Consider the following 14,516-nt stretch of genomic DNA (forward strand, 5'->3'; position numbering starts at 1 on the left):
CGAACCCTGTATGGACCCCTCCCCGAGTTACACCGCCGTCACCTACTTCGCCGATTTCGGCCTGGTTTTATTTGCTCTGTTTCTGGTCTTACTCAACGGTTTTTTCGTCGCCGCCGAGTTCGCCATCGTCAAGCTACGCTCGACCAAGGTCGAAGCCCTGGCCGCCAAGAACGGCTGGCGCGGGCATATCCTGCGCACGGTGCACAACCAGCTCGACGCTTACCTCTCCGCCTGCCAGCTGGGTATTACCCTGGCCTCACTCGGCCTCGGCTGGGTCGGCGAGCCAGCCTTTGCTCACCTGCTCGAACCGCTGCTAACGGCGATCGGCATCGAGTCACCGAAGCTGGTGCATGGCATCGCCTTCTTCAGCGCGTTCTTTATCATTTCCTACCTGCACATCGTGATCGGTGAGCTCGCCCCGAAATCCTGGGCTATCCGCAAACCCGAGCTGCTGTCGCTGTGGACCGCTGCGCCCTTATACCTGTTCTATTGGGCCATGTACCCGGCCATCTTTCTGCTTAACGCCAGCGCCAACGCCATCTTGCGCGTGGCCGGCCAAGGCGAACCAGGGCCGCACCATGATCACCACTACAGCCGCGACGAGCTAAAGCTGATCCTCCACTCCAGACGCGCCAGCGACCCCAATGACCAGGACATGCGCGTGCTGGCCTCGGCCGTCGAGCTGGGCGAACTGGAAGTGGTGGACTGGGCCAACTCCCGCGAGGATCTGGTGTCCCTGCCGCTCAATGCGGCCCTGGACGAGGTGTTCAGCGTGTTCCGCCGGCACAAGTACAGCCGCTACCCAATCTGCGACGAGAGCAGCGGCGAGTTTGTCGGCGTGCTGCACATCAAGGACCTACTGCTGCACCTGTCTTTACTGGAAATGCTGCCCTCGGCGTTGAAACTGGCCGACCTCATGCACCCCATCGAACGCGTCGGACGGCATATGCCGCTCTCGAATCTGCTGGAGCAATTCCGCCAGGGCGGCTCGCACTTTGCCCTGGTCGAAGAGGCAGACAGCAAGGTGATCGGCTACCTGACCATGGAAGATGTACTGGAAGCCCTGGTCGGCGATATTCAGGACGAACACCGCAAGGCCGAACGCGGCATCCTCGCCTATCAGCCAGGCAAGCTGCTGGTACGCGGTGACACGCCGCTGGCCAAAGTCGAGCGCCTGCTCGGGGTCGACCTCGACCATGTCGAAGCGGAAACCCTGGCCGGACTGATCTATGAAACCCTCAAGCGCATGCCCGAAGAAGAGGAAGTGCTGGAGGTGGACGGCCTGCGCATCATCGTGAAAAAGATGAAGGGCCCGAAGATTCTCCTGGCCAAGGTGCTCAAGCTGGACTGAGGCGGCTCAAACGCTGGCGCTTGATGGGCCACGCCGCCAGCTCAGTAGGCTGTGGCCAAGCAGCGCAAGGAAAATGATGGCGCCGCCCAGCAGTACCTGATCGCCGGGAACTTCGTCGAGCAACCACCAGACCCATAATGGCCCGAGTACGACTTCAAGCAGCAGCAACAAGCCCACCTCGGTGCCGCTGATCCTGCGCGGCCCGAGCTGAATCAGCATAAACGCCAGTGGCAGCAGCACCCCGGCCATAAAGGCTAGGCCGGCCCACTGCGGCGCGCTCAGCGCAGGCGTGCCGCCGAAGGCGAACCCAAGCAGCGACACCAGCAGAGCACCGGGCACCAGCGATGGGCTCATGTCTACCCGCGGGCGACTGCGCGCCAGGGTGAAGTTACCTGCCAGCAACGTAGCGGACGCCAAGGCCCAGGCGTTGCCAGCCAGGCTATTGCCCGGCGAGCGGTCGGCGACGATCAGCAGCACCCCACCGAGGCAGATCAGGATGGCCAGCAGCGTGCGCAGAGCCAAGCGCTCGCCAAGGAAACACCAGGCCAGAGCGGCGGCAATTAACGGTGCAATGCTGAGAATCAGCAGGGTATTAGCCGCCCCGGCCAGGCTGATAGCCTGGACGAAGCCAAGGGTGCTGATGCCATAGCACAACGCGCAGCCGATACCGGTCCAGCCGCAACGCCTTGCAGCAGCGGGCAGCTCACTGCGGTAGCGCCAGACCAGCAGCAGGCCCAAACCGATTGCCATCAGCAGACCGCGCCAGGCCAAAACCTGCATGGCGTCGGCGTTCAGCCAGCGCAGTACTAGAGCGTCTGGGGACAAGACCAACACCCCAATCGCGGTCAACAACAACCCTTTCTGTCGTTCCTGCACCTCAGCCTCTCCATAGCAGCACGCAGGCCGGATGCCTTTGTGCGTCCTTCACGCCAATGCGTAGCTGTCAGTCAGCAAGGTACCGAAACCCCGCGGCCGATGCACACAACCGGCCAGTTGCAGGGCATGCCAGAACATCGCCTGGTTACTGGAGATCACTGGCAAGCCGAGGCTACGCTCCAGCTCGCCGAGCATGCCTAAGGTGCGTAGGTTGGTGCAGGAGAGAAACAGCGCATCGACCCGCTGGCCAATCAGCAGCTCGCGCGCCGCCTGCTCGATGGCCGCCTCGGGAATTCGCGGGATTTCGGCATCCTCCAACACACCAAAGGTACCGAAAGCCACTACCTCGTGACCGGCCTGCTGCAGGCCTTGATAAATCGGGTAATTCACCTCGCCGATGTAAGGCGTAAGCACTGCGATACGGCGCGCATCCAAGCCGCGCAGGGCTGTCTTGACCGCACTCCAGGGGTTGGTCACGGGTACGCCAGGGTGCGCCTGGTTAATCAGTCGCGTTACCTCTTGCTCACCGATCAGCATGCTCCCGGAGGTGCAGCCAAAGGCCAACACATCCAGCGCCATGCCCGGCACCAGCAGCGCGCTGGACTGGCTCAAGCCTTGGGCCATACCGCGCAGCCCGTCCGGGGTGACCGTCGGGCTGCAGGGCGTGCGGGTGCTGTACAGCTCGACTCGCTCACCAAGCAGCTGACGCCACTCGTTCTCCAGGGTGAAATCGCTGGCCAACTGCACCAGGCCGATGCGCACACGGCCATCCTCGTGGGTGCGTACATGCTCGAAGGTCTGCTGCAGGGCTTGGAACTCGGTAAAGGACTCGATCATGTCAAACCTCCTCAAGTAGACGCGCGGCATAGTTAGCGATGGCAGTGTCCTGCACACCAGTTCCGGTGAGGTCGCACACCGTAATTTGCTCAGCGCTGCTGCGGGCTTTGCGGCTCTCGGCAATCAGACTGCCCAGCTCGAACACCTCGCGCTGCAGCGCCGGGGCATGGTGCAGTTCACCAAGGGCGCGAGACTGGCTGAGTCGATCGACCACCAGCACATCGGCATTGGCCAAGATGGTTGGCTCCAACTCGTTCTTGTGCGGGTTGTCCGAGCCCATGGCGGTGACGTGCACGCCCTTGGGCAGATCGCTCCAACGCAGCACCGGCTCACGCGACGGGGTGGTGGTGACCACGATATCGGCCTCGGCACAGGCCGCCGCCGCGCTGTTGTGTACCGTCACCATCAAACCGTACTGGTTACGCATATGCACGGCAAAAGCCTCAGCCTTGCTGGCATCGCGGCTGTGTACATGCACCTCGCGGATCTCGCGCACCAGGCGCAGGGCTGCTACTTGCAACTCGGCCTGCACACCCGCACCGATCACCGCGACGCGCTGGGCGTCCTCACGGGCCAGGTGTTTGGCGGCAATGGCGCCAGCCAGCGCGGTGCGGATATCGGTCAGGTAACCCTCGTCGAACAACACCGCATCCACCACCCCAGTCTTGGCCGAGAACAGCAGCATCAAGCCGTTGAGGCTGGGCAGACCGAGCGCGGGATTGTCGAAGAAACCAGGGCTGATCTTCACTGCAAACCGCGGCCAGCCGCGAATATGCGCGGTTTTCACATCGACCTCGCCGTTACTCTCGGCGATGTTCATGCTGAGGATCGGCGGCATCGCCACTTCATCACGACCGAGGGCGGCAAAGCCGGCTTCCACCGCCTCCAAGGCGGCTGAGTCGAGCTTGACCTTGGCGGCGATCTGCTCACGCTTATAGATGTGCATAAGGACGCTCTCCGGCCAGACGGCAGGCTTCGGCAAAGGTGGCGGTGGACAGATTTTGGCCGCTGACCACGAACACCACGCGGCGCCCGCTCAGGTCCAGTTGATGCTGCTCGACGGCGGCGACACCGACAGCAGCTGCGCCTTCGACCAAGAGCTTTTCTTCGCGCAGGAAATGCAGCATAGCGCGGGCGATTTGCGCCTCATCGACCTTGTAGCCACGGTCCATGTAGCGCTGAGTCATGGCGAAGCTCCAGGCGTTATCCAGGCCAACACCGCCGCCCAAGCTATCGGCCAGCGACGCCACCTCGGGCACCTGCACCGGATGGCCGGCGGCCAGGCTGTCGAGCATCGCCGCGCCTTCATTCATGCTCACACCGATTACCTCGGCGTGAGGGTTGATGGTCTTAACCGCCAAGCCAATACCGGCGATCAGACCACCGCCAGATAAACCGGCAAAAATCAGGTCGGTGTCCGGCTGCTCTTCCATGATTTCCAGGCCACAGGTGCCTTGGCCGGCGATTACCAGCGGATCGTCGAAAGGCGAGACGTAAGCCAAACCGTGTTCATCACGCAGACGCCGGGCCTCAACGTCGGCCTCGTCCTGGGCGTCACCGTGGATGACCAAGTCGGCGCCGCTCTGGCGCAGGGCTTCGACCTTGTTATCCGGCACCAAGCGCGAAATACATACCTTGACTGGGATACCCAGGTGCTGACCGGCATAGGCCAGAGCGCGGCCGAAGTTGCCGGTGGACATGGTCACCACGCCACGCTGGCGCTGCTCGGCATCAAGGCCGAGCAGCGCGTTGACTGCGCCGCGCAGCTTGAAAGCACCGGTCGGCTGCAGACAATCCAGCTTCAGCCAAGCCTCGCAGCCCCAGCGCCGCGACAGTGATTCGGAGCGCACCAGTGGCGTGCGCAGAGCCAGGCCAGCAATGCGTTGGCGCGCCCGGTAAATGTCTTGCAGGGTCAGTTCACGTTGCATGCTAATCCCCAGGAAACCGATGAAACCTAAAACGGCCGGAGACTCCTGCGAGTCCCCGGCCACATTGCCTTGAGCGTCTTACTTAGCCTGCCAGGCACCGCTGCTGACCAGCTTGTCGGTGACCTTATTCACCGCACGCTCGGCACGCGCGACGATGTCATCCACCTCTCCTCGGGTGACCACCAGCGGCGGAGCAAACCCGAGGATGTCACCGTGCGGCATGGCGCGGGCGATCAGACCTTCCTCCATACAGGCAGCCGAGATCATCGGGCCAACCTTGAGGCTGGGATCAAAGTGCTGGCGCTTGCTACGGTCACTGGAAAACTCCAGAGCTGCCAGCAGGCCGATACCGCGAGCTTCGCCGACCAGCGGATGCTCAGCGAAGGTTTCCTGCATGCGCTGCTGCAGGTAAGCGCCGGTATCGCGAGCGTTGCCGGTAAGGTTTTCGCGCTCGATGATGTCCAGGTTGGCGATCGCCGCGGCGATGCCAATCGGGTGGCCGGAGTAGGTGTAGCCATGGCCGATAGCACCATAGGTGTCGGTGCCTTGCTCCAGCACCTGCCATACACGCTCGCCAACGATGACCCCGGAAAGTGGCTGGTAGGCCGAGGTCAGACCTTTGGCCACGGTGATCAGGTCCGGCTGCATTTCGTAGTACTGCGAGCCGAAATCCACGCCCAAACGCCCGAAACCGCAGACCACTTCGTCAGCGATCAAGAGAATGTCGTACTTATCCAGCACCTTGCGGATCTCAGCCCAGTAACCCTGCGGTGGCGGCACGATACCGCCAGTGCCGAGCACCGGCTCGCCGATCATCGCGGCAACGGTGTCTGGGCCTTCGGCGAGAATCATTTCCTCCAGCTTCTGCGCGCAGTAGCGGGAAAAGTCCAATTCGCTCATGGCGTCGTCAGGGCGGCGATAGTAGACCGGCGCCACGGTGTGCTTGATGCGTTCTAGCGGCAGGTCGAAGTGGGCGTGGAACACCGGCAGGCCAGTCATGGAGCCCGAGGCGATGCTCGAGCCGTGGTAACCACGGTCACGCGAGATGACTTTTTTCTTCTCCTTGCGGCCCAGGATGTTGTTGTAATACCAGACCAGCTTGAGCTGGGTCTCGTTGGCGTCCGAGCCGGACATGCCGTAGTAGACCTTGCTCATGCCCTGGCCGGCGAGTTTGACGATGCGCTCGGACAGCGTGGCCAAGCCTTCAGTCGTGTGGCCTACATAGGTGTGATAGAAGGCCAGTTTCTTGGCCTGCTCATAGATTGCTTCGGCCATCTCGGTGCGGCCATAGCCGATGTTCACGCAGTACAAGCCAGCGAAGCCGTCGATAAATTCGTTGCCCAGCGAATCCTGGATACGAATACCCTTGGCACCGGTAATGATCCGCGCCGGGCTCTCGCCGTGGGCGTGTTGCTTGAGGTGAGTAGAGGCGTGAAAAACGTTCTGGCGATCGATCTCGATGATCTTCTGGGTGTCGATAGTCATGGCAATGCCCTCAGGTTATTCGCGAATGGTGTTGCTGCGGACTTCAGGCGAAGACCGCGCGTTCATGAGTGTTCAGCTACCGCTGGCACTGGGCAGGTTGCCCAGACAGTAGTATTTGATCTGGCTGTATTCATCGAGGCCGTGGCGCGAGCCCTCGCGGCCGAGGCCGGACTGCTTGACCCCACCAAACGGCACGGGCGGGCCGGTCATCTTCACCGAGTTGACGCTGACCATGCCGAACTCCAGACCGCGCAGCAGGCGCCATACCTGGCGCATGTCGTAGCCATAGACGTAGGCGGCCAAGCCGTACTCGGTATCGTTGGCTTGGGTGATCAACTGTTCCAAGTCGTCCCAGGCCAGCACGCCGGCCACCGGGGCAAAGTTCTCCTCGCGGTAGACGCGCATGTCCGCCGTCACGTCAGCCAACAGAGTCGGCATAAAGAAATTGCGCCCCGGTGCCTGCTGCTGGTCGCCGACGAGCAACCGCGCACCCTGAGCCACGGCGTCATCAACCAATTCCTGGGCTTTGGCCACTGCTTTGGCATTGATCAGTGGCCCCTGATTGACCCCGCGAACCAGGCCGTTGCCGACCGTCAGCTCGCCCATGCGCCGGGCGAAAGCCGCCAAGAAGGGCTCATACAACGAGCGATGCACAAAAATCCGGTTAGCTGCCAGGCAGTCCTGGCCGGTGGTCTGGAACTTGGCATCAATCGCCGCCTGGGCAGCCTGCTCCACATCCATGTCCGGCAGCACGATAAAGGGTGCGTTACCGCCCAGTTCCATCGAACACTTCTTCACCGTGGTCGCGGCCTGTTGCAGCAGCAAGCGGCCGACCCGGGTTGAGCCGGTGAAGGACAGTGCCTTGACCTTGTCACTGGCGCAGAGCACTTGGGAGACCATCTGCGGCTCACCCGTGATGACGTTGAACACCCCGGCGGGGAAGCCAGCACGCTCAGCCAACTCGGCCAAGGCCAGGGCGGAAAACGGCGTCTCGCCTGCAGGTTTGACTAATACGGTGCAACCGGCCGCTAACGCGGCAGCCGCCTTGCGGGTGATCATCGCGCAGGGGAAATTCCACGGCGTAATCAGCGCAGCGACGCCGATCGGCTCGCGCACGCTACCCAGCTGGGCATTGGCGATATGACTGGGAATCGTATCGCCGTAGGCGCGCCGCGCCTCCTCGGCGAACCAGCGGATAAAGGAGGCGGCGTAGTCGATCTCGCCACGCGACTCATCCAGAGGCTTGCCCTGCTCCAGGGTCATCAACCGGGCCAGGTCTTCCTTGTTCTCCAGCAACAGATCGTGCCACGTGTTGAGGATCACGCTGCGGGCATCCAGCGACAGCGCGCGCCAAGCCGGGAACGCGGCGTGCGCTGCATCGATGGCCTGCTCAATCTGCTGGACGTCGAGCTGCGCGCAACGGCCGATGGTGTCTTCACTCGCCGGATCGATAACGGCTTCATCTTGGCCGTCATTACCGGCGACCCATTTACCGTTGACGTAGGCCAACTGGCGAACCAGGCGCGGATCTTTAAGCATGTGCATGGACAGCCTCCCCTTTGCTGCTCTGGTCGCGACGTGTTCGCGGCCAGAGCGTGGTGCGTGTGTATGGCTTCCACTTTAGGGCTTGTCGGGCTGCGGCTTTTTCTCTTCAGGGCATGGTTGAGCTGGGTTTTTTTTCTTTGCCGGTGGATTGCCGAAGGTTTTTTCTGTGCTGGGGCGCGGCGAGAAATGGACGGGCTGTCGCGGGGAGTTTAGAGGCGCTCGCTTACTCTTCTTCACCGTCGAGCAGCAACGGCGGCTCGCTGCGTTTGATGGTTTTGGTGACGATGTAGGTGAAGTAGCGCTCGATACCGAGATCGGCCATCAGCCAGCGATCGATCAGGCGCTGATACTGGTCAATGTCACGCGCCATGACCTTGACGATGTAATCGATACCGCCGCCGGTGGCGTAGCACTCGGTGACTTCGGGGCAGTCCAGCATGGCCCTCTCGAAGCGCTGAAAGGCTTCGCGGCTGTGTTGTTTGAGGCTGATTTCGACCATTACGGCGGCACGCTTGAACAGGATCTCGGTATCCAACTGCGCGCCATAACCGCGAATAATACCGGCTTCTTCGAGGCGTTTGACCCGCTCCCAGCAGGGGCTGATCGACAGGCTGATGGCTTCGGCCAGGCTGGATTTGGTAATGCGCCCGTTGCTCTGCAGGATGCGCAAAATCTTCAGGTCGTAACTGTCCAGACGCATAAAACGCTCCGGCACAGGACTGGCCTGCGCAACAGATATGACAAAGCCGGCGAGTAACCCCGCCGGCTCACGGATGACGATTCGTCGCTTAGTATTTCTCTTCCAGCTTGACGATCTCAGCTTCCAGCGACTGCAGGGCGCTGCCGGCTTCTGGCCCAGCCAGCTCAACCAGCTTGTCACGCAGCGGCGCACTGGCCTCGCGGAAAGTGGCCTGTTCTGCCTCGTTCAAGTGCACAACCTGGATACCTGGTTTGGCCTTCTTGATCTTCTCAAGACGCTCTTGGTTGTAGGTAGCCTGGGTTTCGAAGATGTATGGCGCCAGCTCGCTAATGGTCTCGTCGATGATGGTGCGTTGAGCGGCCGGCAAACCCTGGTACCAGGACTCGCTAGACAACACGGCGACGGTGAACTGCTGATGACCGGACCAGGTCAGCACGTCGGTGACTTCGTAGAACTTCATCTCTTCGATGGCGAAGATCGGGTTCTCTTGGCCGTCGATCATTTTCAGCTGCAAGGCGCCATACACCTCGGAATACGGCAGCGGGGTGGGCACTGCGCCGAACGACTTGTAAGTTTCCACCAGCATCGGCGACGCCATCACGCGCATCTTCACGTTATCGAAGTCGGCGGGCTTGCGTACCTCTTTGTTGGTGGTCCAGACCATTTCGCCTTCGGGGTACATGCTCAGCAGACGTAAATTGCGGGTCTTCAGCTTGTCGGCCATGGGCCCGTAGATGGTCGGGCTCGCAGTCAGCAACTCCTGGTTAACCTTGTTGTTCTGCGACAACAGGTAGGGCATGGAGAACACCTGCATCGACGGCGCAGTGGAGCCGAGGATACCGGTGGAGCCGTGAGTGAACTGCAGCACGCCATTGGCCACCAGCTCGGTAAGGTCTTCCGACTCGCCTAGGGCGCCATAGGGGTAGACGGTGACGCTGATGTCGCCACCGCTCTTTTCTTCCACCAGCTGCTTGAACTTCTGCGCGTAGGCGTCCTGCACGCTACCGCTGATCTCTTCCAGGGCGAACTTCCACTCGTCCGCCGCTGCCAGACTCGCCTGGCCAGCTAAGGCCAGGCCCATTGCCGCGGCCAGGGCCGCTTTCTTCATTGTGCTGAACTTGCTCATGGTGAGGTCTCCGCTTTTTTATTTAGAGATATGCGACTGAGCCTGCTTGTCTTCAGCCTTAAACTACGTCGGCAATCACCGCTAGGGTGTCACCTATGTCCACCAGCGCCGGGAAGCGTCGTGCTACCAACATTCCGGCGCGCTCGGCGCGGTATTCCACCGCCGGGGTGCCGGTACGCTCGAAGGCATGCACCCGCGCCACCAAATCACCACGCTGCACCCGATCACCCAGACTGAGGGTGAGTTCGAGAATGCCGCGGTGCACGCTCTGCACATAACAACTGGCGTCAGGCATATCCAGCTGCAGTGCCGGTTCGTCTGCCGACTCCAACTCGCCCTCGATGATGCCGGCGAACTTAAGAAAATTGCGCACGCCACGATCAGCCAAGGCCATGGTCTGCGGCGTACTGGTGCCGCCGCCACCCAACTCGGTGGTGACAAACACCTTGCCCTGGGCTTCCACCGCGGTGTCATACAGCGAGGCGGCATCCAGCTCGAAAAGAATCATGCTGGCGGCCGTGCCAAACACTTTGGCACCCTCGATGCACTTGGCTTCCTGCTGCGGGTCGGGTAGCCGGTGGGCCGCAGCGAAGGGCAGGATGTCCAGGGTTTTACCACCGGAGTGGATATCCAAAGCGTAGTCACACAGCGGGATCAGGTAGCGCTGGAAATAATCCGCGATGCGCTCGGTCATCGCGCCATGCGGATTACCAGGGAACGAGCGGTTCATATTGCCCTTGTCGATCGGCGAGGTGCGGCTGCCGTTCTGTACCGCCGGGTAGTTCATCGCGGGGATGATGATCACCCGCCCTTGGACGTCCTCGGCACGCAACTCGCCAGCCAGCTTGAGCAACGCGGTGATGCCTTCGTACTCGTCACCATGGTTGCCGCCAGTGAGTAACGCGGTCGGGCCGTTGCCGTTCTTCACCACGCTGATGGGGATCATGATGCAGCCCCAGGCCGATTGGTCGTGGGAGTACGGCAGCTTGAGGAAGCCGTGCTGCACACCGTCGCGCTCGAAGTCGAGGGTGACGCTGATGGTGCTTTCACCGACCTCGGCGATGGTCGAAAGACTGGTCGCCTGCAGCTCGGAGTCGGGGGAAATATTCATTAGCGCGGCGCTCATATCAGGCTTTCACGAACAATTGGCGCGGGTAGTCGCAGAGGGTTTCTGCGCCGCTGTCGGTGATCAGGATGCTTTCGGTGGTCTCCAGCCCCCAATCGTCTAGCCATAGGCCCGGCATGAAGTGAAACGTCATACCCGGCTGCAACACCGTGGTGTCGCTCTCGCGCAAGCTCATGGTGCGCTCGCCCCAATCCGGCGGATAACTCAGACCAATCGGGTAACCGCAACGGTTGTCGCCGCGGTCGTAACCGTAACGGCGCAGGGTGCTGTTCAGTTCGCGGGCGATATCACCGCAGGTGTTGCCGGGTTTAGCCACCGCCAGACCTGCTTCGAGACCGGCGTTGATCGCCTCCTCGGCCTTGCGAAACGCCGCAGAAGGCTCGCCCAGGTAGACGGTGCGTGACAGCGGACAGTGGTAGCGCTTATGGCAACCGGCGATTTCGAAAAAGGTGCCTTCGCCTTTTTTGAACGGCCGATCATCCCAGGTCAGGTGCGGCGCCGAAGCGTCCTTGCCCGACGGCAGCATGGGTACGATGGCTGGGTAATCGCCGAACTTGCCGTCATGGCCGACACAGGCGACCCGGTAAATCTCGCCGACCAGCACGTTCTTCGGCAGGCCTGGCTCGATCATCTCAACGATGGCGCGGTGCATGTTCTCAACGATGCGCGCGGCAACGCGCATGTATTCGACTTCCTGAGAGGACTTGATCGCCCGGCACCAGTTGACCAGACCGGTGGCGTCCACCAACTGAGCCTGGGGCAAGCCGCGCAGCAGCGCCTGGTGCGAGGTGGCGCTGTAGTAATAGTTGTCCATCTCGACGCCGATCACGCCAGTGGTCCAACCCCGTGCCGGCAGCACTTGCTCGCACAAATAGTCGAGAGCATGGTGCGGCGGGTTCATCACATAGCGGTCGCTGTAGGAGGCGATATCCTCCTCCGGTAAATAAACGGTGCGTCGTGCGCCGTTGGCGTCGATGCCGCGGCCATACCACAGCGGGTTGCCACGCTGGCCGACCACTGCGCACTGCGGCGTATAAAAGGACCAGCCGTCATAACCGGTGAGCCAGGCCATGTTGGACGGATCGTGAACGATCAGCGTCTCAATCTCCCGCTCGGCCATGGCAGCACGCACCTTGGCCAGTCGCTGGGCGTACTCTTCACGGCTGAAATTCAACGCAATTTCACTCATGACACCATCTCGATAACGAACGCTAAGGCGTTCAGGCCTATACCAGTCCGCCAAATCGCATCCAGGCGGACGACATTACTAAGGCGCTTCGACGGCAATCCGTCTTTGTGCCCACCAGAGTCGAGAACGAATCTGGTATGCGGTCAGCTGACCACATGTGGAGAAATTGTACTGATATCTGCTAAAGTGACCGTCACAAATACAGGTCAATTGCCTTCGAGGCCCATACTATGACCATTACAATCATCGTCAAGAGTTTTATTGTTCTATGACAATTGACCTGAAACCCTTTATCCGCTCCGGCCAGCCCAAGTACCTGGCCATCGGCAACGCCCTGAGCGAGGCAATCAACAGTGGCGTGCTGCTGCCCGGCAGCAAGCTGCCGACTCACCGCGAGCTGGCAGAAACCCTAGGCGTTAGCGTGCAGACGGTGAGTAATGCTTATGCCCACGCCGAGAAGCAGGGTGCTATTTACGCCCAAGTGGGCAGTGGCACCTTCGTGCGCAGCCGTCACGTCAGTCACGAGTCCGACTACCTGTCCACCGACGAGCATGAAGACCCCAGCCGCGGCATTGATCTGTCAACTGCCCACCCGGTGTGTACCCCGCGTCACGTCAAGCTCTACCGCGAAAGCCTGATGCGCTTAGCCCGCGAAGGCCGTGATGATTTCATCACCTCGTTCCACCCGACTCAGGGCCTGACCCACCATCGCGAGGTGGTCTGCGCCTGGCTGGCGCAGCAGAAGATGCCGGCCAACCCGGACCACATGCTGTTCTGCAATGGCGCTGCGCATGCCCTGACCATCGCTATGGCTACGGTGGTCAATCCCGGCGATACGGTGTTCTGCGAACGGGAGACCTGCATGTTGCTGCTGGCGCTGGCACAGACCCTGCACTTCAAACTCAAGGGCCTGGACACCGACGAACAGGGCCTGCTCCCGGACGCCTTGGAGGCAGCCTGCAAGCAAGGCGGCGCACGGGTACTGTTTTGCACCCCGACCATGAACAACCCGACCAGTGACACCATGAGCCTTGAGCGCCGCCAGGCGATCGCCGACCTGGCTCGGCGTTATGACCTGACCGTGGTGGAGGACGACGTCTATGGCGCTCTCCAGCCGGACCGCCACCCGCCGCTGTCGGCACTGATCCCGGAGCGCAGCTTTTACGCCACCAGCCTGACCAAGATCACCCTACCGGGCATGCGCGCCGGCTATCTGGTTACCCCGCCGCACCTAGTACAGCAGGCCATTGGCCGCCTACGCAGCACCACCTGGATGGCCACCCTGATGCCCTTTGAAATTGCCAGTTGGTGGATGCAGGACGGCACCTTGGAGCGCATGGTCGCCTTCCAACAGCAGGAATTCGCGGCGCGCCAGCAGATCGCCCGCGAACTACTCGACGGCTGCCGCTTCAGGGCTCACCCCAATGGCATGCACATCTGGGCTGAGCTGCCGGCCCATTGGCAGCCGGAGAAGTTTGCCCGCCGCGCCCGCCAAGAGGGCGTGATGATATTCCCCGCGGAACCCTTTCTGGCCACGCCTGATCGAGGCAACCAGCATGTCCGCATCAGCTTAGGCGCCGAGCAGAGCCGCTCGCGCCTGCACGCAGGGCTGACCAAGCTCAATGGACTGTTTAGTGAAATGCCGCCACCAATGCATTTCGTGTTCTAAAATAGCGCAGAATCATTACACTCGCACGAAAAAAGCGCGCGTGTACTGATTCAAATATTAATTGACATGGTTTTTTGCCAGGGATAAGGTCGAGCTTCGACAATAAAAAAGATGTCCGCTGATACAACAACGGACCAGAGGTGGCTATGTCTTGGTTGCGCAAGTTGGATTGGCTACTAGAAAAGCTCGAAGCCTTCATACTCGCCGGCGCCATCCTATTGATGGCGCTGAATTCGGTCGGCAATGTGTTCGGCCGCTACCTGTTCAACCAGAGCTTTTACTTCTCCGAAGAGCTCAACCAGTTCCTCATCATCTTCATCACCTTCACTGGCTGTAGCTATGCAGCACGGCATAGCCGGCACATCAGCATGAGCGCATTCATCGAGCAGCTGAGCGGCAAGCCTGCCGCAGCAAGCCTGCTACTGATCAACCTGAGCACTGCCGTGCTAATGCTTTGGCTGACGTGGGCGGCAATCGGCTACGTGGAATCGGCCGCCCGAATCGGTCGTGCGTCCTCGGCCCTGCAACTGCCCATGCACTACATCTATCTGGTGATTCCTCTAGGGCTGGGCATGACCGGCCTGCAGTTCCTGCGCCATGCCTTCATCCAGCTGCTGGTTCTGCTCGGCCGATGCGAAGCGCCGGCACGCCATATCGACACCCCTCTACCGCCGCAACCCTGAG

13 protein-coding genes are annotated in these 14,516 nt (G+C 61.2%); 3 read left to right on the forward strand and 10 right to left on the reverse strand.

The genetic code is table 11. The features are described from left to right. Positions 1-10 precede the first annotated feature (10 nt). A complete protein-coding gene (locus BMZ32_RS06805; protein ID WP_090240758.1) occupies positions 11-1,351 on the forward strand; it encodes a hemolysin family protein in 1,341 nt (446 codons plus the stop codon). A 6-nt stretch (positions 1,352-1,357) separates the two neighbouring features. Here the strand turns inward: BMZ32_RS06805 and BMZ32_RS06810 are convergent, their stop codons facing one another. From BMZ32_RS06810 to doeA, 10 genes are all read right to left on the reverse strand, one after another. Then, complete coding sequence (locus tag BMZ32_RS06810; RefSeq protein ID WP_139213940.1) at positions 1,358-2,227, reverse strand: DMT family transporter; 870 nt, start codon at positions 2,225-2,227, stop codon at positions 1,358-1,360. Between the two features lie 48 nt (positions 2,228-2,275). Then, a complete protein-coding gene (locus BMZ32_RS06815; protein ID WP_090240760.1) occupies positions 2,276-3,064 on the reverse strand; it encodes a maleate cis-trans isomerase family protein in 789 nt (262 codons plus the stop codon). A 1-nt stretch (position 3,065) separates the two neighbouring features. Continuing rightward, complete coding sequence (locus BMZ32_RS06820; RefSeq protein WP_090240761.1) at positions 3,066-4,010, reverse strand: cyclodeaminase; 945 nt, start codon at positions 4,008-4,010, stop codon at positions 3,066-3,068. Beyond that, the gene (gene eutB, locus BMZ32_RS06825) at positions 3,997-4,992 is read right to left on the reverse strand and encodes a hydroxyectoine utilization dehydratase EutB (RefSeq protein ID WP_090240762.1); all 996 of its coding nucleotides are present in this window, start codon (positions 4,990-4,992) and stop codon (positions 3,997-3,999) included. Before eutB ends, BMZ32_RS06820 begins: the two co-directional genes overlap by 14 nt. Positions 4,993-5,070: 78 nt before the next feature. Beyond that, positions 5,071-6,477, reverse strand: coding sequence for an aspartate aminotransferase family protein (locus BMZ32_RS06830; RefSeq protein ID WP_090240764.1), 1,407 nt, complete (start codon positions 6,475-6,477; stop codon positions 5,071-5,073). Between the two features lie 72 nt (positions 6,478-6,549). Beyond that, positions 6,550-8,022: an NAD-dependent succinate-semialdehyde dehydrogenase gene (locus BMZ32_RS06835; RefSeq protein ID WP_090240765.1), complete on the reverse strand. Its 1,473-nt coding sequence runs from the start codon at positions 8,020-8,022 to the stop codon at positions 6,550-6,552. 223 nt (positions 8,023-8,245) lie between these two features. Further along, positions 8,246-8,722: an Lrp/AsnC family transcriptional regulator gene (locus BMZ32_RS06840; RefSeq protein WP_090240766.1), complete on the reverse strand. Its 477-nt coding sequence runs from the start codon at positions 8,720-8,722 to the stop codon at positions 8,246-8,248. Between the two features lie 88 nt (positions 8,723-8,810). Further along, entirely contained in the window at positions 8,811-9,848 is a 1,038-nt protein-coding gene (locus tag BMZ32_RS06845) for a TRAP transporter substrate-binding protein (protein WP_090240767.1), read from the reverse strand. A gap of 58 nt (positions 9,849-9,906) precedes the next feature. After that, positions 9,907-10,959, reverse strand: a complete 1,053-nt coding sequence (doeB, locus tag BMZ32_RS06850) for a N(2)-acetyl-L-2,4-diaminobutanoate deacetylase DoeB (RefSeq protein WP_090241579.1) — start codon at positions 10,957-10,959, stop codon at positions 9,907-9,909. A 16-nt stretch (positions 10,960-10,975) separates the two neighbouring features. Beyond that, positions 10,976-12,163: an ectoine hydrolase DoeA gene (doeA, locus tag BMZ32_RS06855; protein ID WP_090240768.1), complete on the reverse strand. Its 1,188-nt coding sequence runs from the start codon at positions 12,161-12,163 to the stop codon at positions 10,976-10,978. A gap of 268 nt (positions 12,164-12,431) precedes the next feature. Between doeA and ehuR the strand changes: the two genes are divergently transcribed. Further along, positions 12,432-13,832: a MocR-like ectoine utilization transcription factor EhuR gene (gene ehuR, locus BMZ32_RS06860; protein WP_090240770.1), complete on the forward strand. Its 1,401-nt coding sequence runs from the start codon at positions 12,432-12,434 to the stop codon at positions 13,830-13,832. A gap of 146 nt (positions 13,833-13,978) precedes the next feature. Then, a complete protein-coding gene (locus tag BMZ32_RS06865; protein ID WP_090240771.1) occupies positions 13,979-14,515 on the forward strand; it encodes a TRAP transporter small permease in 537 nt (178 codons plus the stop codon). The last annotated feature ends 1 nt before the right edge of the window (position 14,516 follow it).

This window comes from Pseudomonas guineae (genome assembly GCF_900113745.1).
Taxonomy (GTDB): Bacteria; Pseudomonadota; Gammaproteobacteria; order Pseudomonadales; family Pseudomonadaceae; genus Aquipseudomonas; species Aquipseudomonas guineae.

Excerpts from the sequence above, each read along its gene's own strand:
- doeB (WP_090241579.1), bottom strand. The coding sequence starts at position 10,959 with ATGAATATTTCCCCCGACTCCGAGCTGCAGGCGACCAGTCTTTCGACC.
- BMZ32_RS06845 (WP_090240767.1), bottom strand. The coding sequence starts at position 9,848 with ATGAGCAAGTTCAGCACAATGAAGAAAGCGGCCCTGGCCGCGGCAATG.
- BMZ32_RS06835 (WP_090240765.1), bottom strand. The coding sequence starts at position 8,022 with ATGCACATGCTTAAAGATCCGCGCCTGGTTCGCCAGTTGGCCTACGTC.
- doeA (WP_090240768.1), bottom strand. The coding sequence starts at position 12,163 with ATGAGTGAAATTGCGTTGAATTTCAGCCGTGAAGAGTACGCCCAGCGA.
- BMZ32_RS06865 (WP_090240771.1), top strand. The coding sequence starts at position 13,979 with ATGTCTTGGTTGCGCAAGTTGGATTGGCTACTAGAAAAGCTCGAAGCC.
- ehuR (WP_090240770.1), top strand. The coding sequence starts at position 12,432 with ATGACAATTGACCTGAAACCCTTTATCCGCTCCGGCCAGCCCAAGTAC.
- BMZ32_RS06815 (WP_090240760.1), bottom strand. The coding sequence starts at position 3,064 with ATGATCGAGTCCTTTACCGAGTTCCAAGCCCTGCAGCAGACCTTCGAG.
- BMZ32_RS06805 (WP_090240758.1), top strand. The coding sequence starts at position 11 with ATGGACCCCTCCCCGAGTTACACCGCCGTCACCTACTTCGCCGATTTC.
- eutB (WP_090240762.1), bottom strand. The coding sequence starts at position 4,992 with ATGCAACGTGAACTGACCCTGCAAGACATTTACCGGGCGCGCCAACGC.
- BMZ32_RS06830 (WP_090240764.1), bottom strand. The coding sequence starts at position 6,477 with ATGACTATCGACACCCAGAAGATCATCGAGATCGATCGCCAGAACGTT.
- BMZ32_RS06820 (WP_090240761.1), bottom strand. The coding sequence starts at position 4,010 with ATGCACATCTATAAGCGTGAGCAGATCGCCGCCAAGGTCAAGCTCGAC.
- BMZ32_RS06840 (WP_090240766.1), bottom strand. The coding sequence starts at position 8,722 with ATGCGTCTGGACAGTTACGACCTGAAGATTTTGCGCATCCTGCAGAGC.